Raw genomic sequence first — 21,260 nt, forward strand, 5'->3', positions numbered from 1 at the left:
GATTCTTTTATTCAGAACTGAGGCCAAATAAGGATATAAGCCGCACCAAATGCAATGGCAATTCCGTAGGGAATACCCCGTGATAATTCATCGGGTAATACCGGCGGCGGTGTAATATTTATCCGTAAGTTGCTGTTCAACCGTTCAATAAACAACGCAATACCGGTGGTTAAGGTATTCAGCAGCGGCAGCGCCAGCGCCAGTACCCCACCTGCAATCGCGGTGATCATCACAAACCGGGTTTGATGCCCATAGCCAACCCAGAGGCAGAGCACGCTCATCAGCTTCACATCTCCGGCACCCAGACGGCCGGTTAAAAACATAGCAAAACCAATGACAAACACCAGACCGGCACCGGGTAACGCCTGAAGCAGCGTCCCGGAAATGCGCGGTAGCGGACCGGCTATTCCTTCAGCCGCCAGCGCGCAAAGCGCCAGAAAGCCCAGTAACAGCAGCAGCACGGCGCGGTTGGGAATGCGCCGCTGCAGCAGGTCGCTAAACACACACCACAGCAAACCAACAACCAGCAGGACATACCAGGCAATCTGTACGCCTGACTGTATCGCCATTATTTAGTGGTGGTGCCGGAGCCGGTGATCTGATCGGCAATCTGAGTAAACTTGTCGTTCAGCGCCTTCACAAAGATACCGTCATCGCCGAAGATTGCCGCAATCGCTGCCGCCATTGCCGCAGCCAGAATGCCGTATTCAATGGCCGTTACGCCGCTTTCGTCATGGAAAAAGGCACGCAGTTTTGCACTTAACTGTTTCATTATTCCGCTACTCTCTTTCAGGTTATTGCGTTGCCTTCCGCGCACGGCAGAAGCACAACCAGAGGCGTCAATAATGAGACTTATTCTCACGAACAACAAGATGCCGAAGATTAAGATACGTTAATTTTCGCTATTTTCTTGTCTGAATAACCGTAATTTTCGCGGTGAGAAACGTTGCGCGGGAAAATAAAACCGGACTCCGAGAAGGGATTATATTTTACAGGGGATTCGCGCAGGGAATAATTCCCTGCGCGTAGAGGGAGAATTAATAATTCTTAATGGTAAATAATATTACACAAAGAACAAATGGCATAAATATAGCCAGATTAATACTAAGACTTTCCTGGAGATATCCTTCACTAGCTGCGATTAAGACACAAATAGACCACCAGCCCGGGATCGGCAGATCCAAAATAGAGTTTACCATGATGTAATTCGGCAATCGCTTTTACCAGCGAAAGTCCGAGCCCAAAACCACTGTGCGTACCGTCCTGCCCCAGTCGTTCAAAGCGCTCCGTCGCCCGCGGATACAGGTCGGGTGAAATACCCGGGCCCAGATCCGCCACCACCAGCGCCAGCCAGCCGCGATGCAGCTGTACGCTGAGAGTGATCCGTCCGCGTTCGGCGGCGTATTTCAGCGAGTTCTCAATCAGATTCGCCATCGCCTGGAACACCAGCGCCCGATCGCCAAACAGCGGCATCGAGGCTTTCAGTTCAACCGCCAGCAGGCACTGCTTCTCTTCTGCCAGCGGCTGATAATACTCGGCTAAATCGTTCAGCAGATCCTGCGCGCTGAACTGTTCAAACTGGTGAACGCAGCGGCCGCTTTCAATTTCACCAATGCGCATCACGTTGCGGAACAGCGCCAGCACATCCTGCACTTCGGTGGTCGCCGCGTCGATCTCCCGCCGCACGCTGCCGCTGAGATCGTCGCGCTCGCCGAGGCTGAACAGACGATTCTGCAAATGCGTCAGCGGCGTCCGCAGCTCGTGCGCCACGTGCCCGGCAGTGCTGCGCACCTGATTCATCAGGCGATCGATACGCTCCAGATTCTGGTTAATATCGGTGCACAGTCCGTCGAAATCGTTGCCCCACGGTGAGACAGGCATCCTCACGTGCTGCTCGCCGGTGCTGTAGCGGCGCAGCGCCTCGCGGATTTGCCGCACGCTGTTGAGGTTACGCTGACTGAAGCGGCTGCTGACAAGAAGGCAGCACATCAGCAGAATAAACACCCCGGCCCCCGCTACCAGCGGGATGGTCCTCAGCCGCTCCATCATCGGCACGATATTATACGCGCGGAAGAACGTGGCACCATCGTCCAGCCTTACCGCCAGCGCGATAACCTGGTTGCTGCCCGCCACGCCGAGTAGACCTTTCAGACATTCAATATCCATGCCACAGTGGCCGCGCGCGGGCGTCACCGGGGCGTTGTGATAAATCAGCGCCCCGTCGGCGGCCAGAACCATTACCATCGGCAGCTCGCCGCTCTGCTCGTCGCGCTCCTGGCGCAAAAAATCCACCAGGCTTTCGCTGGTTTTCAAGCGTGATTTAGCGGAATAGCTGTAGATATCGTTGGTGATAATATCATGCACGTGGGTACGTAACAGTGATTCACTTAGCACACTCACACCAACGATACAGCCAAGCATCATCATCATAAACAGATAGGCGATGGTAATGGCCTGACGAAAGTTGGAGGTCGACAGAAACGCCGGATCGTAGTTGGCAAGAATGGCCTGCCACTGATGCAGTTTCATCAGCGCACGGCGTCGGAAAAGACGCAGGCGCAGGCCGTGCTCGCGCAGATTGTTAACGGACGACACCCCTACCTCTTCTCAACTTCACCAAGGCAATACCCCACCGAGCGCAGAGTACGGATCAGCGGCAGCGAGAAGCCCTTATCGATCTTGGCCCGCAGCTTGGACAGGTGTACGTCAATCAGGTTGGTTTGCGGATCGAACTGATAGCCCCAGACCCGCTCAAGCAGCAGCGTGCGGCTGAGCACTTTGCCGGGATGCTCCATCAGCAGCATCAGCAGCTTGATCTCTTTATCGGTCAGTTCAATGCGCTTGCCGCCGCGCCAGGCCGATCGTTGCAGGCAGTCGACTTTCAGATCGGCAAACGTCAGCACCTGGCTGTGCTCGCTGCGGCGCTTGTCGCGGCCAACGATAATATCCAGCCGCAGTCGCAGTTCGTTCATATTGAACGGCTTACCCATATAATCTTCGGCCCCCAGTTCCAGGCCCATCACCCGATCGATATCGCGATCGAGCGCCGACAGCAGCATTACCGGCGGATGCTGGCGGCCCTGAAGCGCACGCAGGACGCTGAAGCCGTCCATTCCGGGCAGCATTCGGTCCAGCAGAACCACGTCATAGACTTCCTGTTCAATAGCCTCCAGCGCTAACGCGCCGTCGTGAACCAGACGACAGGAGTGTCCGTGGGCGTGTAATTTCTCACTCAGCCACTGGCAAAGCGTGGAATCATCATCAACCACTAAAACGCGCATAAAATTCCCCTGAACTGCACTTTCTTTCAGCCCGCCCGCTGAATGCAGGTACTTGTTATTAATATAAATCAGTTATTACTTTGCTACACAGGAAGGGAGGCGGCCGGTAACAACCGACTAAATACTCTAACAGATAATAACAATCATTATCATTTGATTACAAGATATTTGCAATGTTTGTGTAAGCGTTTGCACAAAGAAGGATTCAGGGTGTAAGCCCCGGCGGGCAAGGGTTACAGGCGAACGGCGTGATGAGGCACGCCGGAACCTTAACGAAATTTAATGCTGGCGCGTTGGAATTATGGCTGGCCCCGGCAGCCGCTGCGCTGAGGGCAAAAGCGCGATTCACCGTCGCCCGGCTTTAACTCACCGTGAGGGCGGCGCGTTCGGACTGATTTTCGGCACCGGACTTATTCGCGCTGCTGCTGCGATCGTTATCGCCCCGGTACATTTTCACCACCTCGCCGACGATTAACAGTGCAGGCGTTTTAACCTTTTCACGGGCGATAATGTGCGCCAGCGAATCCAGCGTGGCGGTCAGCACCCGCTGTTCCGGCTGAGTGCCGCGTTCGATCACCGCCACCGGTGTACTCGCAGGCAGCCCGTGCGCCACCAGCCGCTGGCTGATGTGGTCGCTGTGGGTAATGCCCATGTAAAACACCAGCGTCTGCCGCGCCGAGGCCAGCGCCGCCCAGTCGACGTCCGGCTCGCCCTGCGCGCCGTGGCCGGTGACAAAGCGCACCGACTGCGCCAGATCGCGGTGGGTTAAGGGAATGCCGCTGGCGGCCGCGCAGCCCATCGCCGCCGTAATACCGGGCACGATATGGCACGGCACTCCGCTCTGCTGGCAGTGCGCCATTTCCTCGCCGCCGCGACCAAACACAAAGGGATCGCCGCCTTTCAGCCGCACCACGCGGTGACCTCTCAGCGCCAGATCAACCAGCAGCTGGTTAATCTCATCCTGGCCGAGAGTGTGATCGCGCATCGATTTACCGACGTCAATGCGCAGCGCTTCATCGGGGATCAGCGCCATCACCGGTGGGGAGACCAGCCTGTCAAACACCACCACGTCCGCCTGCTGGATCGCCCGCAACGCCTTGAGAGTCAGCAGCTCAGCGTCGCCCGGCCCCGCGCCAACCAGCCAGACTTCGCCAGCGCGCACCGGCTGCTGCCGATCGCCCGCCGCCAGAATCGTTGCCATCTGCTGCATCCGTAACGCCTGTTGAAGTGTGTTCATTTGACCTCTCCCGCCGTCTGCGTACTGAGCTGAACGGCAATGATTTTTTTGAGTTCGGGAATGCAGGAGCCGCAGTTGGTGCCGCATTTGAGTGCGTCACCCAGCTGCTGCACGCTGCGGCAGCCCTGGCGTACGGCATCCGCAATCGGGATTTCACCGACGGAAAAGCAGCTACAGATGATGGCACCGGTCGGTGCTTTATCGCCTCCGGCGCGCCCTGCCAGCAGCGCCAGCCGCTGCGGTGCGGTTTGCGGCGGTGCGCTGAAGGCCGCCACTACCGCCTGGCGATCCACGGACGGTGCCCTGCGACGGGCGTAAAACGCCAGCTGTAGTTCCCCCTCGCACCAGGCCAGCAGGCTGAAACCGTCGTCGCCCAGATCGGCGGTCTGGCAAATCAGGCCAGTGGTGGGGTACTGCTCGTTCACCCACGCCGGCCAGTCCGTCGGCCGCGAAGAGTCTGCCAGGGTAAAGTGTGCGATGCCCGGCTGGGTAATCCGACTCCAGTACGGCGTCAGCGGCGGCACGCTATTTTCGCCGCGTACAAACAGTTCCGCCTGCCACGCGGCGCGCCAGCGGCGCAGGCTCACCGGCATATGTTTGCTTTCCGGCTGCCCGGAGAGCGGATCGACGTGCGCCTCAATCAGCGCATCCACCCGCGCCTGCTGGCTGAAGTTACTGTTCCAGTGCATCGGCACAAATACGCTGCCGCGCGGTTGCAGCGGGTCCGGCTGCGCGCGCAGCAGCAGCCAGCCGTGCGACGAGGACACGCGCAGCAGATCGCCAGCGCGGATCTGCGGCGCATCATCGGGATGAAACTGGCAAAACGGTTCGCTGAGGTGCTGCATCAGCCGCGCCGACTTGCCGGTGCGGGTCATCGTATGCCACTGGTCGCGCACCCGTCCGGTATTCATCACCAGCGGATATGCTTCGCTCGGTGCGTTGAGCGGCAGGCGCGGCACCACGGCGATCAGCCGGGCTTTGCCGTCGGGATGGTAAAAACGTTTGTCGCTAAACAGCCGCGCCGTGCCCTGTGGATTTGCCGCGTTGACCGGCCACTGTATCGGCTGCAACCCGTCCCACTCCGCATTCGACAGCTGCGCCAGGCCGCTGATATCAAACGCCCGCGAACCCTGATTCTCAAAGCCGGAGAGCGCCGCGTGCTCACGAAAGATCTCCGCCGGATGCTGCCAGGCAAAGGCGTCAACAAACCCCAGCCGTTGTGCCACCTGGCTGAGTATCCACCAGTCCGGTTTTGCCTCTCCGGGGGCAGGCAAAAAAGCCCGCTGGCGCGAAATACAGCGCTCGGAGTTGGTCACCGTGCCGTTTTTTTCACCCCAGCCCAGCGCGGGCAGGCAGATATGGGCAGCGTGGGTGGTATCGGTGTCGCGCATAATATCGGAAACAATCACCAGCGGGCAGCGCATCAGCCCGGCCCGCACCCGGTCGGCATCCGGCAGCGACACCAGCGGATTGGTGCCCATAATCCAGACCGCTTTGATCCGCCCCTCTTCCACCGCCCGGAACAGATCTACCGCGTTCAGTCCGGCGGATTGGCTGACGCTATCGCTGCCCCAGAAGCGCCCTACCCGGCTGATATCCTCCGGCGTAAAACCCATATGGCAGGCCAGCTGATTCGCCAGTCCGCCGACTTCGCGCCCGCCCATCGCATTTGGCTGACCGGTTATCGAAAACGGCCCGCAGCCCTCGCGCCCGATCTGCCCGGTGGCCAGATGCAGATTGATGATGGCGTTGCATTTATCCACCCCGGAGCTGGACTGGTTGATGCCCATCGAATAGAGCGTCACCAGCCGTTCACTGCCGCCGACCAGCCGGTAAAAGTCCCGCAGCTGTTCCTCCGCCAGGCCGCAGAATTCTGCCGTGCGCGCCAGCGTCCATTCACTCGCCGCCCGCAGCGTTTCTGCTGCCCCCTGCGTATGCAGCTGGAGAAAATCACTATCCAGCCTGCCGCACTCCGCCATCGCATTTAATACGCCGCAGAACAGCGCGGCGTCGCTGCCGGGGCGCAGCGCCAGATGCATATCGGCGATGTCACAGGTGGCGGTCTGGCGCGGATCGATCACGATAATCCGCATCTCCGGTCGATCTTTTTTGGCCTGCGCCAGCCGCTGGTAAACCACCGGATGTGCCCATGCGGTGTTCGAACCGGTTAACAGCACGCAGTCGGCCTGTTCCAGGTCCTGATAGCGGCACGGCACCGCATCGGCACCGAACGCGCGCTTATAGCCCACCACGGCGGAAGCCATGCACAGCCGCGAATTGGTGTCCATATTTCCCGCGCCGATAAAGCCCTTCATCAGCTTATTGGCAACGTAGTAATCCTCGGTCAGCAGCTGGCCGGAGCCGTAAAACGCCACCGACTGCGGACCATATTCACTGATAATCGCCCGCAGCCGATCCGCGACCGCGTCCAGCGCCTGCACCCAGCTGACCGGCTGGCGATCGATCTCCGGCTGTAGCAGCCGCCCCTGCAGATCCAGCGTTTCCCCCAGCGCGCTGCCCTTCACGCACAGCCGCCCGAGGTTGGCCGGATGGGTTTTTATCCCGCTGGCGCTGAACGCATCGCCCTGCGGCTGCATGCTGACGCCGCACCCCACGCCGCAGTAGGCGCAGGTGGTGAGCGTCGTTGCTGCTGGCGTCGATTTCATACGCTGACCGTCGCAATAATTTCCGCCGTTTTCACCGCTGCCGCGACCGGCTGTTCCTGCACCCAGACGCGGCCGTTTTCCACCTTAACCGGCCAGACGCTGAGCGCCAGCTGGCCGTCATCCACGCTGCGGCCGTCCTGCAGGCGGAAACGCTGCTTGTAGAGCGGTGAAATCACCACCGGCTCCCCTTTCACATCGCCCAGCAGCCCGCGCGACAGCACGTTGGCATCGCTGTCCGGCTCGTGGTTACTCAGGGCGAAAACCTGCTGCGGATGCGTCGGCAGGTGGAACAGCGCAATCTGCCGGTTGGCCAGCCGCGCTGCCATCCCCGCATTGGCCGGGATCGCCTGCACATCGCACAGATCCACCCAGCCCTGCCCCGCGCTGACCGACGGATTAACGACGATCGGCGACCGTTCGGCGCGCTCCTGCGAGGTCGCCGGGCGGATCTGCTGGCGTTCGGTAACCATCACCACCGCTTCATCCGGTTCGGCGCTGTTAACAAACGGACGGAACAGCGCCAGCCGATCCGGCTCGGCCAGCGTCGTCTGCCACTCGCACTGGTAGGTGCCGACCACCGCATCCATCTCGCTTTCCAGCTCCGCGCCGATGTGCAGACTGTCTTCCAGCACCACCTGGCGCAGATAGTCCAGACCGCCCTCCAGATTGTCCATCCACGTGCTGGTGCGCTGAAGCCGGTCGGCGGTACGCACGTAGAACATCAGGAAGCGATCCACGGTGCGGATCAGATCCTCGGTGCTCATATCCTGCGCCAGCAAATCGGCGTGACGCGGCTTCATGCCGCCGTTGCCGCAGACGTACAGGTTCCAGCCCTTTTCGGTGGCGATCACCCCGACATCCTTGCTCTGCGCTTCGGCACACTCGCGGGTGCAGCCGGAAACGGCCATTTTGATTTTGTGCGGTGAACGCAGCCCCTTGTAGCGGTTCTCCAGCCGCAGGGCCAGACCGGTAGAGTCCTGCACGCCGTAGCGGCACCAGTTGGAGCCCACGCAGGATTTCACCGTGCGCAGCGATTTGCCGTAGGCGTGGCCGGTTTCAAACCCGGCGTCCACCAGCTGCTGCCAGATTTCCGGCAGCTGTTCCAGCCGCGCGCCGAACAGATCCACCCGCTGCCCGCCGGTGATTTTGGTGTAGAGGTTGTAGCGTTTAGCCACCTGACCGATGGCAATCAGCCCGTCCGGGGTGATTTCACCGGCCGGAATACGCGGCACCACCGAATAGGTGCCGTCCTTCTGGATGTTGGCAAAGTAGCGGTCGTTGGTGTCCTGCAATGGCAGATGCTGCGGCTTGAGCAGGTAGTCGTTCCAGCAGGAGGCGAGGATCGATCCGGCCAGCGGCTTGCAGATTTCGCAGCCGCTGCCCTGCCCGTGCTTGTGGATCAGTTCTTCAAAGCTGCGGATATTGCCCGCACGCACCAGGTGATAGATTTCCTGCCGCGAAAAGGCAAAGTGCTCGCAGATGTCCTTTTTCACCTCCACGCCCATTTCGGTCAGCGCAAACTCCATCACCTGTTTGGTCAGCGCCGCGCAGCCGCCGCAGCCGGTTGCCGCTTTGGTGCAGGCTTTCACTGCCGCCATATCACCGCAGCCGCCCTTCACCGCGTCACAGATATCCGATTTGCTGACGTTGTGGCAGGAACAGATTTGCGCACCGTCGGGCAGCGCCGCCACGCCCAGCGACTGCGGTGCCGCGCCGGAACTGGCGGGCAGGATCAGCATTTCCGGGCTGGCGGGCAGCGGCATGTCGTTGAGCATCATTTGCAGTAGCGTGCTGTATTCACTGCTGTCGCCGACCAGTACCGCGCCAAGCAGACGCTTTTTGTCCTCTGACACCACGATTTTTTTGTACACTTCACCGGGGCCGTCTACCCAGCTGTAGCTCTGACTGCCCGGCGTGCGGCCATGGGCGTCGCCCACCGAGGCCACTTCTACGCCCAGCAGCTTGAGTTTGGTACTCATATCCGCGCCCTTAAAGGCAACGTCACTCCCGGCCAGCGTATCGGCCAGGGTGCGCGCCATCTGGTAGCCGGGTGCGACCAGGCCGAAAATCTGCCCGTTCCACAGCGCGCATTCGCCGATGGCAAAAATCGCCGGATCGGAGGTGCGACAGCTATCGTTAATCACAATCCCGCCGCGTGGCCCGACCTCCAGACCGCACTCTCTTGCCAGCTGATCCCGCGGGCGGATACCGGCGGAGAACAGCACCAGATCGGTATCCAGATGGCCGCCGTCGGCGAACTCCATGCGGTAGCCACCGGTTTCCCCGGCGACGATGGCGCGGGTTTCTTTGCCGGTATGCACCTGCACGTCCAGCGCTTCAATTTTGCGCCGCAGCATCGCCGCCCCGCCCTCGTCCAGCTGCACGCCCATCAGCCGGGGCGCGAACTCTACCACGTGGGTTTGCAGGCCGAGGTGCTTCAGCGCATTGGCCGCTTCCAGCCCCAGCAGGCCGCCGCCGACCACCACGCCGGTTTTCCCCGTGGCGGCACAGGCCTGGATCGCCGCCAGATCGTCCAGCGTGCGGTACACCAGGCAGCCCGGCGCATCGTTGCCCGGAATCGGCGGCACAAACGGATAGGAACCGGTGGCCAGCACCAGCACATCGTACGCCGTCTGTCGGCCCTGGTGATCAACAACAAAACGGTGGCGGGTGTCGATATGGCCGATGCAGTGGCCCAGCCGCAGCTCAATCCCGCTCGACTCAAAGAAGCCGTCTTCCACCATTGACAGCGATTCCGCGCTGCGGCCGGAGAAATACTCGGAGAGATGCACCCGGTCGTAGGCCGGGGCTTTCTCTTCCGCAAACACAATCACCTGATAGTGCAGATGCAGCTCACGTTCCACCAGCTGCTGCAGAAAATGGTGGCCGACCATGCCGTGTCCGGCCATCACTAATACGGGTTTTGACATTGCTTTGCTCCTCGTTGCCTCAACGGACAACTTTTCTGATTTAACGGGCGACGGGCCGGAATCGGCAGGCGCATCGCCGGGGCTGAAGACGCTCGGTGGCGTCTGCGAAAAAGAGGTCTGGTTCATGTGGGACAGATAGTCCGGGCCATCGCTGATGTCACCCCACAGCACCACGCCTGCCAGCCGGTTATCGCGCAGCAGCAGGCGGCGGTAATGGCCGTCGAACGGATCGGAGGCGCTGTGGATCTGTGCGTTCTCGCCGCCGTGCAGCTCACCGGCGCAGAACAGATCGATGCCGGTCACCTTCAGGCGCACCGCCAGCGTCGGGTTGACGGCGGCGGGAATGGGGTCGGCGATGGGGTCAGCGATGGGATCGGCCAGCAGACGGGCGGCCAGCGCGTCTGCCTGCTGCCAGCACGGCGCAACCAGCCCGACGGTCAGCTGCCCCTGCTGGCAGCATTCGCCGATGGCAGAAATATCGGGGTCGGAGGTGTACAGCCGATCGTTGACCAGAATGCCGCGATCGCAGGCCAGCCCGGCAGACCGCGCCAGGGCGATCTCGGGCCGTACCCCGGCGGCCACCACCACGCGCCGCGCCGGGATTTCACGTTCGTCACGCAGCGCCACCGCCTTTACGCAGCCGGAGAGATCAGCGAGATAAGCGGCGGTCTGCGCCTGCAACACCGAAGTGATGCCACGTGTCGCCAGGCTGAGCCGCAGCAGCTCGGCGGTATGTGCATCCAGCTGAGCATCCATCAGATGCGGCCCACGGTGCAGCAGGCTGACCTGCATTCCGCGCAGCGCCAGCGCGGCGGCGGCTTCCACGCCCAGCACGCCGCCGCCAATCACCACCGCAGGCTGCCCGACAACCTCACCGCTGAGAATGTTTTCCACATCCCGCATATCGCGAAAGCCGTGGATTCCGCACAGATCGTTGCCCGGCAGCGGCGGCATAAACGCCCGCGAGCCGGTAGCCAGCACCAGATGGTCATAGGCCAGCGTCCGGTCGCCGATGCTGACCCGGCGCGCATCGCGGTCGATTGCCGTGACCGGCGCACCGGCGATAAGCGTCACGCCGTGCGCCGCATACCACGGCGCGGCATGGGTGATGATGTCGTCGAAGCCTTTCTCACCGGACAGCACCGGGGTCAGCTGGATGCGGTTATAGGCCGGCTGCCGTTCCTCGCCAACGATCAGGATGCGGAAACGCCCCGGTGCGCGTTCGCACAGCCGCTCCACCAGCCGCGCGCCCGCCATACCGTTACCGACTACGATCAGGGTGAGTTTCTTCATTGCGCGTATCCCGCCTGATAAATCAGGCCACCGCCCGGTGTTTTTCATACAGGAACTGCAGCACCTGCTGACGGTACTGATGGAACAGCGGATCGTTAGCCAGCGCCAGCCGCGAGCGCGGCCGCGCCAGCTCAACCTGCAGCACTTCACCCACTTTTGCCGCCGGTCCGTTGGTCATCATCATCACCCGGTCGGAAAGCAGTACGGCTTCATCAACATCGTGGGTGATTAGCACGATGGTGGTATTCAGCCGTGCCTGGATCTCCATTACCGCATCCTGCAAGTGAGCGCGGGTCAGCGCATCGAGCGCGCCGAAGGGTTCATCCATCAGCAGCACTTTCGGCTTCATCGCCAGCGCGCGGGCGATGCCCACCCGCTGCTTCATACCGCCGGAGATCTCGCCCGGGCGTTTGTCGGCGGCGTGCGCCATATGCACCAGTTCGAGGTTGTGGTTAATCCAGTCGTGCATTTCGCTTTTGCTCATCGAGCCGCTGAACACCTGATTGACCGCCAGCGCCACGTTGTCAAAGCTGGTCAGCCACGGCAGCAGCGAATGGTTCTGGAACACCACCCCGCGCTCCGGTCCGGGGCCGGTAATTTCCTGGTTATCGCACAGCAGCACCCCTTCGGTCGGGCGGCTCAGCCCGGCGATCAGATTCAGCAGCGTGGATTTACCGCAGCCGGAGTGGCCGATCAGGCTGACCGTTTCGCCCTGCGCGATATCGAAGCTGACGTTGTCCAGCGCCAGGAACGGACCTTTGGCCGTTGGGAAGCTCTGGCTGACGTTCTGCACGCGGATAATGGCTTTGTCGTTTTTCATCTCAGGCTCCTAACGGTTGTCGTAACTGAAGCGGCGAGCAATGGCCATCAGCCCCTGCTCCAGCACCATGCCCACCGCCCCAATCAGCAGGATGGCGATGATGATGTTTTCCACGTTGAGGTTGTTCCACTCGTTCCAGATCCAGAAGCCGATGCCGACGCCGCCGGTCAGCATTTCGGCGGCAACGATCACCAGCCACGCAATGCCAATCGACAGGCGCACGCCGGTAAGGATGTAGGGCAGCACCGCGGGGAACAGGATTTTGCGCATCACGGTGAATTCGCTGAGCTTCAGCACCCGCGCCACGTTGAGGTAGTCCTGTGGAATGCGCGTCACGCCCTCGGCGGTGTTGAGGATCATCGGCCAGATCGAGCAGATAAAGATGGTCCACGCCGAGGCCGGTTCGGCGCGCTGGAACAGCAGCAGGCCAATCGGCAGCCACGCCAGCGGGCTGACCGGGCGTAGCAGGGAAATAATCGGGTTAAGCATGCTGGCGATAAAGCTGAAACGGCCGATCAGGAAACCGGCGGGAATGCCGATCAGCGCCGCCAGCCCGAAGCCCATCGCCACGCGCTTCAGCGAGGCCAGCACGTTCCAGCCGATGCCCATGTCGTTTGGCCCGGCGACGTAAAACGGATCGGCGAATATCACCTTCGCCGCTTCCCAGGTTTTCAGCGGGGTGGGAAATCCTTTGCTGCCGATGGCGGCAATCTGCCAGATCGCAATCAGCACTATCGCCCCCAGCAGTGCCGGAAGGGCTTTTTGCAGCGCGCGGTGCATAATCACTCGCGGCGATACGGCGGACGGCGCTTTCACCGCAGTTACCGGTGGTGCCGCATGCAGCGCGGCCGGATTAATGGAAACAATTTCTGCGCTCGTTACTTCGATCGGCACGGCGGTTTTGGTTTTAACATTGGCGGACATCGGCGACCTCTCTTAGCGTTTCATGGCAAAACTGTTGGCGTAGTCGGCAGGGTTGCTGCCGTCCCAGACTTTCCCATCGATTAGCGTGCTGCTGCGCATCTCACTGGACGGCAGGTTGATGCCGCCGACCGCGCTGGCCGCCTGTTTGTAGATATCGGTGCGGTTAATTTTTTTCGCCACCGCCAGATAGTCCGGGTCATGGTCCAGCAGCCCCCAGCGCCTGTGCTGCGTGAGGAACCACATGCCGTCGGAGAGGTACGGGTAGTTGACCGCGCCGTCGTTGAAGAAGCGCATGGCGTGGGTGTCCTGCCACGTTTTGCCCAGCCCGTTCTGATAGTCGCCAAGCATCCGCCCCTGGATGGTTTCCACCGGGGTATTGATGTACGCGCGGGCGGCCACCGTCTGGGCGGTTTCGATGCGATTGGCGTCCGAGGTGTCAATCCAGCGCGAGGCGTCCAGCACCGCAGCGGTCAGCGCCCGGGCGGCATTCGGATTGGCATCAACCCAGGATGCGGTGGTGCCGAGAATTTTTTCCGGGTGATCCGGCCAGATTTCCTGCGTGGTGACGGCGGTGAAGCCGATATCGTCCTGAATGGCACGCTGGTTCCACGGTTCGCCCACGCAAAATCCGCTCATGTTGCCGATTTTCATGTTCACCACCATCTGCGGCGGCGGCACCACCACGTTACGCACGTCGTTAAACGGGTGAATTCCGGCATTGGCCAGCCAGTAGTAGAGCCACATGGCGTGGGTGCCGGTCGGGAAGGTTTGCGCAAAGGTGTAGGTGCCTTTAGCGCTGGCATCGACCACCTTCTTCAGCGAGGCGGCATCGCTGACGCCCGCCTGCTTCAGCTGATTCGACAGGGTGATCGCCTGGCCGTTATTGTTCAGCGTCATCAGCATCGCCATATCATGCTGCGGGCCGGAGACGCCCAGCTGCAGGCCGTACACCAGCCCGTACAGCACATGTGCGGCGTCCAGCTCGCCGGAGACCAGCTTGTCGCGCACCGATGCCCAGCTCGACTCCTTGCTGGGGATGATTTTGATGCCGTACTTCTCGTCAAACTTCTTCACCGCCGCCATCACCACCGATGAACAGTCGGTCAGTGGGATAAAGCCGACGCGGATCTCTTTCTTTTCAGGCGCATCGGAACCGGCCGCCCAGACGCTGTTCATCAGGCCCGGCACCAGCAGGCTGCCGCCCAGCGCCGCACTCCCGGCGATAAAGCGGCGGCGGGAGAACTGCGCGGGCATTTTTTTGTCGTCTTGCGTCATTGCGGCTTCCTGTAATGTTGAAAAATGAGCAAAAAAAAAGCGTCCTGTCAGCGCTCAGTTTCCTGAACGCTGACGGACGCCTTTATCCGTAACTCTGACTAGACCGCCGTTGGCTTAGTCGTTATGGCTAATAACAATGCAGCTTGTATGCCAACTTCGTGGCTCATCGAAAAATCAGTCGGTTAGCTCACTATATGTCCACTTCTGGGGTTTCACTGCACCGCAGCGGCACGCGTTGCACAGCGCAATGGCACACCAATAGTGCAACTACTCCTTTAGTATTAGTTGTTCTTTTTACCCAACACCGCCGACATGGCGAGCATCGCTTCGGCGACGTCCGACAGCTTACGGTTCTGGTTCATCGCCATATCGCGCAGGATTTTATGCGCCTGCGGTTCGGTCATGCCGTGATGCTGCATCAGCAGCCCTTTGGCTCGCTCCACCAGCTTGCGTTCGGCCAGCGTGGCGCGTAACCCGGCCAGCTCGGTATCCATCGCCTGTAGCTGGCGGGACTGCTGCTCAACCAGTTCCAGCACCGAACGGCTGAGCTGCGGTGGGATCAGCGCCGAATAGTGCTGTTCGTGCGGTGGGATCTCACCGATGTCCTGCTGCTGCATCGCCAGCGACGCCTGCGCGTCATCGATCCGCTGACGGCAGCAGGCCATCAACACATCTTCCAGAAGGTCCTCCACCCCTTTCATGCCATCGATGCGCGCCGTAGTGACCTCAAACCAGCGCAGCGCGGTATCGCCGCCGTTATCTGCCGGTGTTGCACGGGTGCAGGCAATACGGCGAAGGCGTTCAAACTCGCTGCTGTCGGCGTTAAGTTGCTGCTGCCACTGCGCCAGGCAGCGGGCGTCGGCGAATTCGCTGAAAGTTTGCAAACAGCGTTCCTGGCCTTCAATCAGATCCAGCAATTGCTGCTGTGCCGCTTCGTCGAAGCGCCGTGCGGCGAATCCCGCAGCGCCCGTCGCGCGCTCCTGCCCCGCCAGCTCTTTCCCCTGCATAAAGCTGAACATCGCCAGCAGCGCCCGCGAGATGGGTGGATCGCCGGAGATATCGGCCGCTTCGAATATCAGTGCCAGATGGGTACGGATCACGTCGTTAAACTGGCGCATGGCCTCCGGCTGGCCGATCTCCTGTGCCTGAATCTGGCGGCGCAGCAGCGGTAGCGTGCTGAGGCTGTGGAGTACGGCGGCAATGCGGCTGAACAGGCGTGGCGCATTTGTCATGCTTTGCCCGCTGAGATCGAGCGTTTGTAGTCGATCGTCCACCGCCCGTTCCGCCAGCTGCACCTGTAGCGCCCGTTCGCTGAGCTGTTCTGCCCAGAGTTCGCCGTGGGAGCATAAAAAGATGTTGGCCGTGCCGCGTTCGCGTTGCAGGACGTGGATCAGCTGGCTGACCGCGCCGACCAGTCTGCCCATTTCCAGTAGCTGCTGTAGGCAGGTGATTTCGCTTTTTTTTGATGCAAGGACGAAGCTGAGTGCGGAGAGTGGCATAGGCGGGCCTGACAGGTCATGGTGATGCAGGTGATTAAGCAAGAAGCGTGCCGGGGGGGGATTGTGCTGACTGGTTGATGCATAGTTGTTCCGTGTTTCAGCAGGCTGGTTGCTGACCCGATCGGGCTGCTCAATAGAAATTCTGTGTTTCAGCAGGCTGGTTGCTGACCCGATCGGGCTGCTCAATAGAAATTCTGTGTTTCAGCAGACTGGTTGCTCCCCCGGTCGGGCGGTCCTCGCGCCGCTGCGCGGTACCCTCACTGCGGTCGTCAGCCTGTCGGACCGCCAGAGACGGGCCGTCCATGGCCCGACTCTGACTTTCCCCCGCGTCCGTGCGGGTGAATCCTGGCTTCCTCGCTTCGTTCAGCGCTGTGGATTGCCCGATCGGGGGAGCAACCAGTCTGCTTTTTAGTCAGGAGTTGTCTGTGTGCGAAAGTTTGGTTTCTTCGCTTCGGTTAGCGAAGCAGATCGTCCACTCGGGGGAACAACCAGTCTGCTTTTGGCTTAAGCGTTGTCTGTTGAGGAAAAATGGCTTTCGTGCTTTATGCCGCGCTGGCATAGGATTTGAACACTGGGGCTGGCTGTTTCCTTTTGGCTCCGGTTTAGTTCTTCGGAATCATTTTCAGTTTGAATACTTTTAATGGTGTTCCGAGCGATTGCGGATGATTAAGGTTCTCTGGTCGTTTAACAGAAACTCAGTGTTTCCAATAACTGGCGGCCTCTAACAGCCAGCACAGTGCAAGAAAAGAGGGGTGGCCTCGGTGGCTGGCGGGTAATCCGCAGCGCCGAGGTGGAGGCATTACGCAAGGAGAAGGCAGCAGGGACGCTGCCATCAGGCCGGGTTTGAACAGGGATGTTCAATCATGGCCGGTCCGTCGGCGGAATGCCGTAAACGAGGGCACCGCCACGCGGCGCGAGGACCGGCCGCCAGCCACCGAGACCGCCCCTTTCCACCGCCCCCATCGCGATAAAAAAGCCCCCCCACAACAGATTCATCCATGGCCCGGCTCTGGCTTTCTTCCGTGCGCTGCGGGTGAATCCTGGTTTCATCGCTCCGTTGCTGGTTAACGCAGCCAGGCAATACCGGGAAGCCGGGTGGCTAAATGAACAGGAGAGCTACACTTAGCTATATTGACAACATGACGGGTAACCTATTGTGCGCGTACTTATCGTGATAGCGCTTCTGGCGCTGGCGGCCTGGTGGAGCCTGCCCTGGTTAAAATCTCATCTTCCTCCACAGTGGAACCCCTTCATTCCGCTTGCGGTGACCGACCCGCCGGGCTGGATAACCCGCTATAAATTGCAGCAGCTAAAAGACGATCCGCAAGCCTGCCTTGGGGTGTTGCAGCGCGCCAGTGCGCAGGGACTGGTCAGTTTTCGTGAAGCGCCACTGCCCAAAGGAGAATGCACTATCGCGCAACCTATTCGCATCAGCAAATTTGGCCCGGTGTCACTGAGCAGCAGTTTTCTGGCGAGTTGCCCCATGGCCGTCGCCAGCACGATGTATGTCACACGCAGTCATCAATTATTGCAGCAGTCGGAGGTAGCAAGCCCGCTGCGGCGTATTGAACATGTTGGCAGCTTTGCCTGTCGCAATATTTATCATCGTGAGCAGGGGCGGCGCAGCGAACATGCCACCGCAGAAGCCTGGGATATTACCGCTTTTCAACTGGCTAACGGGCGCTGGCTGCGGGTAGCGAAAAACTGGCAAGAGCCTGCCAGCGAGTCAGCCGCACTGCATATACTCTGGCGCAATGGATGTGCCAGCTTTGGTAATGCGCTGGGGCCTGACTATAACGCGGCTCACGCTTCACATTTTCATCTTGGCATGCGCGGCAGCGGATTTTGTCGCTGACGCGTACGGGCTAACACAGTCCATTCGTCGATGCAGACAAAAAAAAGCCGCCATCGTCCATCGATAGCGGCTAAATGGTCTCAAAAAGACCTTATTTCACACACACTCAAATCAGACTGTTACCTCTGACTCTTCCAACTCGGCTAACTGCTCGCGCCACAACGACTGCTCCGGCTGGCCTTCTTTACGCTCGCCGTACAGCTGCGCAATCTGCGTACCGTCGGCAGCGTACAACTCCAGACTGGTCACCACGCCGTCGACCGTCGGTTTGCGGGTGATCCAGCTCTCCGCAATCTCGCTGTCGCGCAGGTGCAACGTGAACTCTGGATTGAAAATATTCAGCCAGCCGCGCATCGGCTCAACGCGCGCCAGCGGACCGGTAAAGATCTGCACCGCGCCCCGGTTCGCCACAAACACCATGATCGAATTGCCGTCCTGCTGCACGCGGTTGAGCAAGGCTTCAACGGCCTGATTATCGACCCGGCGGGCCAGATCGTCGCTGACGCTGTTAAACGCCTGCTGGCGGGAGAGACGATGGCGGTGCAGGATCATATAAAACTGATGCACGTCGGTCATGCCGCGCCACTCTTCTTCCAGCCGCGCGCTGTCCACTTCCGTGGCGAACGGCTGCTTCTGGGCGGCAACAACGTCCAGCTCCGGGTTCTCCTCGCGGGCAAACTGTGCAATCAGCTGCTGCCACGCGGCCATATCGCTGTTTTCCGTGGTGTAAACCTTGTGGATAGCGTCACCCTGCGCATCGAAGAATTGCAGGCTGTGGCGCACGCCGCGTGCGGAAGATTCTTCCAGCACAAAGGCGCTGTGCCACTGCTTGAGGAACAGGCGTAAATCAATGCCGCCCGGATTGAGGATCAGCCCCGCATGGCCGTCCAGTTGCTGATTAACGTAATGGCCCACCTGCTCGTGAACCGCCCAGTCGTTACGCGTAATCGCCTTCAGTTCACCGACCGACGCCAGCGCGCCGAGCAGGGCTTTGGGTTCATCGGCCAGACGGCGGGCATCGTGGCCCACGCGCGCGGCGGCGAGCTGTGCTTCGCTGGTTTCCAGCAGCGCTGCAAGATCGCGGGCATAAAGCTGAGGGTGGTCCGCACGGGCGGCAACATAGCGTGAATAAAGCGACTGCGACATGGTGAGGTTCCTTACAGAATCGGGCATTTGCGCGCAGTATGATCTCCGCCCGCTCAGGGCCACAAGTAAAAACAGGAAACCTGAAAAGAACTTAATAATCCACCCAGGGGGGTGAACAGGCGAGTATCGGCCTCGTCCCGCAACAGGTAAGGATCGATGCCGGATTTCACCCGGCGATAAACCGCCGCAGCATTAAATTTTGTTAAGGCACGCTATGCCGCCGAGTACGAGTGCAGTATGAAGCAAGGAGGCCATGTTTTCCCCTGCCCCTCGCCAAACCTAAAGCAGACTGGTTGTTCCCTGGATCGATCAATTCGCAGCCCTTTAAATAGCCTGGGAGCAACGAGTTAGCCGCACAATGTGAGGAAAAGTCAGAGCCGAGCCAAAGGCGAATCTGTTGTTGCTGGTTTAGCTTTTTTGTCGCGATGGGGATGGTGGAAAGGGGTGGCCTCGGTGGCAGGCGGCCGGTCCTCGCGCCGCGTGGCGGTTCCCTCGTTTCCGGCATTTCGCCGACGGACCGGCCAGGATTGAACATCCCTGTTCAAACCCGGCCTGATGGCAGCGTCCCTGCTGCCTTCTCCTGGCGTAATGCCTCCACCTCGGCGCTGCGGATTACCCGCCAGCCACCGAGGCCTCCCCTCTTTTCTTGCATTGTGCGGGCTGTTAAAAACTGCGAGTCACTGGAAATACTGAATTTCTATAAATCGACCACCAACCACCCGAAATTGCACACAACTTCGGTAAAAAGTATCAAAATCCAATAGAAATCCGAAAAAAACGACCAAAAGCAAAACACCAACTGCAGCGTTTGAAACATCCGCAGCCAGGTTTAAAAAACGACAACACGGACTTCCCACAGGCAGCACTTAAGTCAAAAGCACACTGGCTGCTCCCCCGGTCAGGTAATACGCAGCACTGAAAGGAGCGAAGTAACCAGGTCTGTCTTTCAGACAACACACAAGTCAAAAGCAGACTGGTTGCTCCCCCGATCGGGCAATCCACAGCGCTGAACGAAGCGAGGAAGCCAGGATTCACCCGCACGGACGCGGGTGAAAGTCAGAGCCGGGCCATGGACGGCCCGTCTCTGACGGTCCGACAGGCTGACGACCGCAGTGAGGGCACCGCGCAGCGGCGCGAGGACCGCCCGACCGGGGGAGCAACCAGCCTGCTGATACACAAGGCTATCAGTGAAAGCCCTTCTCTTGCGGTCCGACAGCCTGACGAACGTAGTGAGGGTACCGCATAGCGGCGCGAGAACTGCCCGACCGGGGGAACAACCAGCCTGCTGATACACAAGGCTATCAGTGAAAGCCCGTCTCTTGCGGTCCGACAGGCTGACGACCGCAGTGAGGGCACCGCGCAGCGGCGCGAGGACCGCCCGACCGGGGGAACAACCAGCCTGCTGGAACACGGCCCCCAATCAATCGATTGTAATCAAAAAATAAATATCGTATAACAACCGCCTCCGAGGGGTGTCCTGTAACGGGCTGAGATGGCAGCAATGCCGAACCCTTTGAACCTGATCTGGGTCATGCCAGCGAAGGGACGGGTTGGCAAACACAGATCGGTATTTGCCTCTTCACACCGCCGCCGCACCCCGGATCTCCACCACGATTTTGGAGATCTTATGCCTGCTTCAATGTTCGAATTCGGTCTGTTTGGTCGCCTCCGTCAAAATGCCGGACCGCACTGGGAACACTACGTCGCCCACCCGTTCCTGCAACAGCTCGGTGCCGGTACGCTGCCGGAAATTGCTTTTCGCCGCTACCTCACCCAGGACTATCTGTTCCTCGTCCACTTCGCCCGCGCCTACGCCCTGCTGGTCACCAAATTCCACACCCTGCCTGAAATCCGCGCCGCCGCCGGTTCGCTGAATAACATCGTCGCCGAACTGCCGCTGCACGTCAGCTACTGCGCCGGATGGGGCCTGAACGAAACGCAGATGGAACGCGAGCCGGAAGCCACTGAAACCATCAACTACACCCGCTACGTACTGGATATCGGCCACTCGGGCGATGCGCTGGAACTGCTGGCCGCCCTGCTGCCCTGCGTGGCGGGCTATGCGGAAGTCGGCCTGCGCCTGCTGGCCGATCCGGCCACGGTGATGGAGGGCAATCCTTACGCTTCGTGGATGCAGAACTACAGCGACCAGGACTATCTGGACGGTGTGAAAGCGGCGATTGAGCTGCTCGACCGCGTGGGCCAGCAGCGCGGTGCCGACGCCCGTTTCGATCGGCTGAGTGAAATCTTCACGACCGCCACCCGCCTGGAGGGTGCCTTCTGGCAGATGGGGCTGAACGCCGTCGAAAACCCGGTTAACGCCTGGTGAACGGC

Annotated in this window: 15 protein-coding genes and 1 riboswitch; of the genes, 2 read left to right on the forward strand and 13 right to left on the reverse strand. The window is 60.3% G+C overall.

The features are described from left to right. Window positions 1-11: 11 nt before the first annotated feature. The 12 genes from JOE09_RS03940 to JOE09_RS03995 form a co-directional block, all read right to left on the reverse strand. Entirely contained in the window at window positions 12-569 is a 558-nt protein-coding gene (locus tag JOE09_RS03940; protein ID WP_105594309.1) for an A24 family peptidase, read from the reverse strand. After that, window positions 569-772, reverse strand: coding sequence for a Flp family type IVb pilin (locus JOE09_RS03945; RefSeq protein WP_105594308.1), 204 nt, complete (start codon window positions 770-772; stop codon window positions 569-571). The genes JOE09_RS03940 and JOE09_RS03945 overlap by 1 nt, the downstream gene beginning before the upstream one ends. Before the next feature lie 359 nt (window positions 773-1,131). Next, entirely contained in the window at window positions 1,132-2,595 is a 1,464-nt protein-coding gene (locus JOE09_RS03950) for an ATP-binding protein (RefSeq protein ID WP_338049285.1), read from the reverse strand. A 2-nt stretch (window positions 2,596-2,597) separates the two neighbouring features. Continuing rightward, complete coding sequence (locus tag JOE09_RS03955; RefSeq protein ID WP_105594307.1) at window positions 2,598-3,281, reverse strand: response regulator transcription factor; 684 nt, start codon at window positions 3,279-3,281, stop codon at window positions 2,598-2,600. A 361-nt stretch (window positions 3,282-3,642) separates the two neighbouring features. Continuing rightward, window positions 3,643-4,491, reverse strand: coding sequence for a uroporphyrinogen-III C-methyltransferase (gene cobA / locus JOE09_RS03960; protein WP_420830615.1), 849 nt, complete (start codon window positions 4,489-4,491; stop codon window positions 3,643-3,645). 23 nt (window positions 4,492-4,514) lie between these two features. Further along, a complete protein-coding gene (locus JOE09_RS03965) occupies window positions 4,515-7,184 on the reverse strand; it encodes a nitrate reductase (protein WP_205064866.1) in 2,670 nt (889 codons plus the stop codon). Beyond that, entirely contained in the window at window positions 7,181-11,407 is a 4,227-nt protein-coding gene (gene nirB, locus JOE09_RS03970; RefSeq protein WP_205064867.1) for a nitrite reductase large subunit NirB, read from the reverse strand. Before nirB ends, JOE09_RS03965 begins: the two co-directional genes overlap by 4 nt. A gap of 22 nt (window positions 11,408-11,429) precedes the next feature. Continuing rightward, complete coding sequence (locus JOE09_RS03975) at window positions 11,430-12,227, reverse strand: ABC transporter ATP-binding protein (protein ID WP_200562581.1); 798 nt, start codon at window positions 12,225-12,227, stop codon at window positions 11,430-11,432. 9 nt (window positions 12,228-12,236) lie between these two features. Then, window positions 12,237-13,151 carry a nitrate ABC transporter permease gene (gene ntrB, locus JOE09_RS03980; protein ID WP_205064868.1) on the reverse strand — a complete coding sequence of 305 codons (915 nt, stop codon included), beginning with the start codon at window positions 13,149-13,151 and terminating at the stop codon, window positions 12,237-12,239. Between the two features lie 12 nt (window positions 13,152-13,163). Next, entirely contained in the window at window positions 13,164-14,426 is a 1,263-nt protein-coding gene (locus JOE09_RS03985; RefSeq protein ID WP_205064869.1) for a CmpA/NrtA family ABC transporter substrate-binding protein, read from the reverse strand. A 281-nt stretch (window positions 14,427-14,707) separates the two neighbouring features. Next, entirely contained in the window at window positions 14,708-15,925 is a 1,218-nt protein-coding gene (locus JOE09_RS03990) for a nitrate regulatory protein (protein ID WP_205064870.1), read from the reverse strand. A gap of 130 nt (window positions 15,926-16,055) precedes the next feature. After that, entirely contained in the window at window positions 16,056-16,229 is a 174-nt protein-coding gene (locus tag JOE09_RS03995) for a hypothetical protein (protein ID WP_205064871.1), read from the reverse strand. Window positions 16,230-17,081: 852 nt separating this feature from the next. Here JOE09_RS03995 and JOE09_RS04000 point away from each other — a divergent pair. Then, window positions 17,082-17,780 carry an extensin family protein gene (locus JOE09_RS04000; protein WP_205064872.1) on the forward strand — a complete coding sequence of 233 codons (699 nt, stop codon included), beginning with the start codon at window positions 17,082-17,084 and terminating at the stop codon, window positions 17,778-17,780. A gap of 111 nt (window positions 17,781-17,891) precedes the next feature. Here the strand turns inward: JOE09_RS04000 and JOE09_RS04005 are convergent, their stop codons facing one another. Then, window positions 17,892-18,926 carry a hemin-degrading factor gene (locus JOE09_RS04005; protein ID WP_205064873.1) on the reverse strand — a complete coding sequence of 345 codons (1,035 nt, stop codon included), beginning with the start codon at window positions 18,924-18,926 and terminating at the stop codon, window positions 17,892-17,894. 1,458 nt (window positions 18,927-20,384) lie between these two features. Further along, a riboswitch (TPP riboswitch) is annotated at window positions 20,385-20,489 on the forward strand. A gap of 64 nt (window positions 20,490-20,553) precedes the next feature. Between JOE09_RS04005 and tenA the strand changes: the two genes are divergently transcribed. Further along, window positions 20,554-21,255 (forward strand): thiaminase II, encoded by a 702-nt coding sequence (gene tenA, locus JOE09_RS04010; protein WP_205064874.1) that lies wholly within the window; start codon window positions 20,554-20,556, stop codon window positions 21,253-21,255. Window positions 21,256-21,260 lie beyond the last annotated feature (5 nt).

This window comes from Pantoea coffeiphila (assembly GCF_016909495.1).
GTDB lineage: Bacteria > Pseudomonadota > Gammaproteobacteria > Enterobacterales > Enterobacteriaceae > Erwinia > Erwinia coffeiphila.

Excerpts from the sequence above, each read along its gene's own strand:
- JOE09_RS03955 (WP_105594307.1), bottom strand. The coding sequence starts at position 3,281 with ATGCGCGTTTTAGTGGTTGATGATGATTCCACGCTTTGCCAGTGGCTG.
- JOE09_RS03975 (WP_200562581.1), bottom strand. The coding sequence starts at position 12,227 with ATGAAAAACGACAAAGCCATTATCCGCGTGCAGAACGTCAGCCAGAGC.
- JOE09_RS04005 (WP_205064873.1), bottom strand. The coding sequence starts at position 18,926 with ATGTCGCAGTCGCTTTATTCACGCTATGTTGCCGCCCGTGCGGACCAC.
- ntrB (WP_205064868.1), bottom strand. The coding sequence starts at position 13,151 with ATGTCCGCCAATGTTAAAACCAAAACCGCCGTGCCGATCGAAGTAACG.
- cobA (WP_420830615.1), bottom strand. The coding sequence starts at position 4,491 with ATGCAGCAGATGGCAACGATTCTGGCGGCGGGCGATCGGCAGCAGCCG.
- JOE09_RS03990 (WP_205064870.1), bottom strand. The coding sequence starts at position 15,925 with ATGCCACTCTCCGCACTCAGCTTCGTCCTTGCATCAAAAAAAAGCGAA.
- JOE09_RS03995 (WP_205064871.1), bottom strand. The coding sequence starts at position 16,229 with ATGGACGGCCCGTCTCTGGCGGTCCGACAGGCTGACGACCGCAGTGAG.
- tenA (WP_205064874.1), top strand. The coding sequence starts at position 20,554 with ATGCCTGCTTCAATGTTCGAATTCGGTCTGTTTGGTCGCCTCCGTCAA.
- JOE09_RS03965 (WP_205064866.1), bottom strand. The coding sequence starts at position 7,184 with ATGAAATCGACGCCAGCAGCAACGACGCTCACCACCTGCGCCTACTGC.
- JOE09_RS03985 (WP_205064869.1), bottom strand. The coding sequence starts at position 14,426 with ATGACGCAAGACGACAAAAAAATGCCCGCGCAGTTCTCCCGCCGCCGC.
- nirB (WP_205064867.1), bottom strand. The coding sequence starts at position 11,407 with ATGAAGAAACTCACCCTGATCGTAGTCGGTAACGGTATGGCGGGCGCG.
- JOE09_RS03940 (WP_105594309.1), bottom strand. The coding sequence starts at position 569 with ATGGCGATACAGTCAGGCGTACAGATTGCCTGGTATGTCCTGCTGGTT.
- JOE09_RS03945 (WP_105594308.1), bottom strand. The coding sequence starts at position 772 with ATGAAACAGTTAAGTGCAAAACTGCGTGCCTTTTTCCATGACGAAAGC.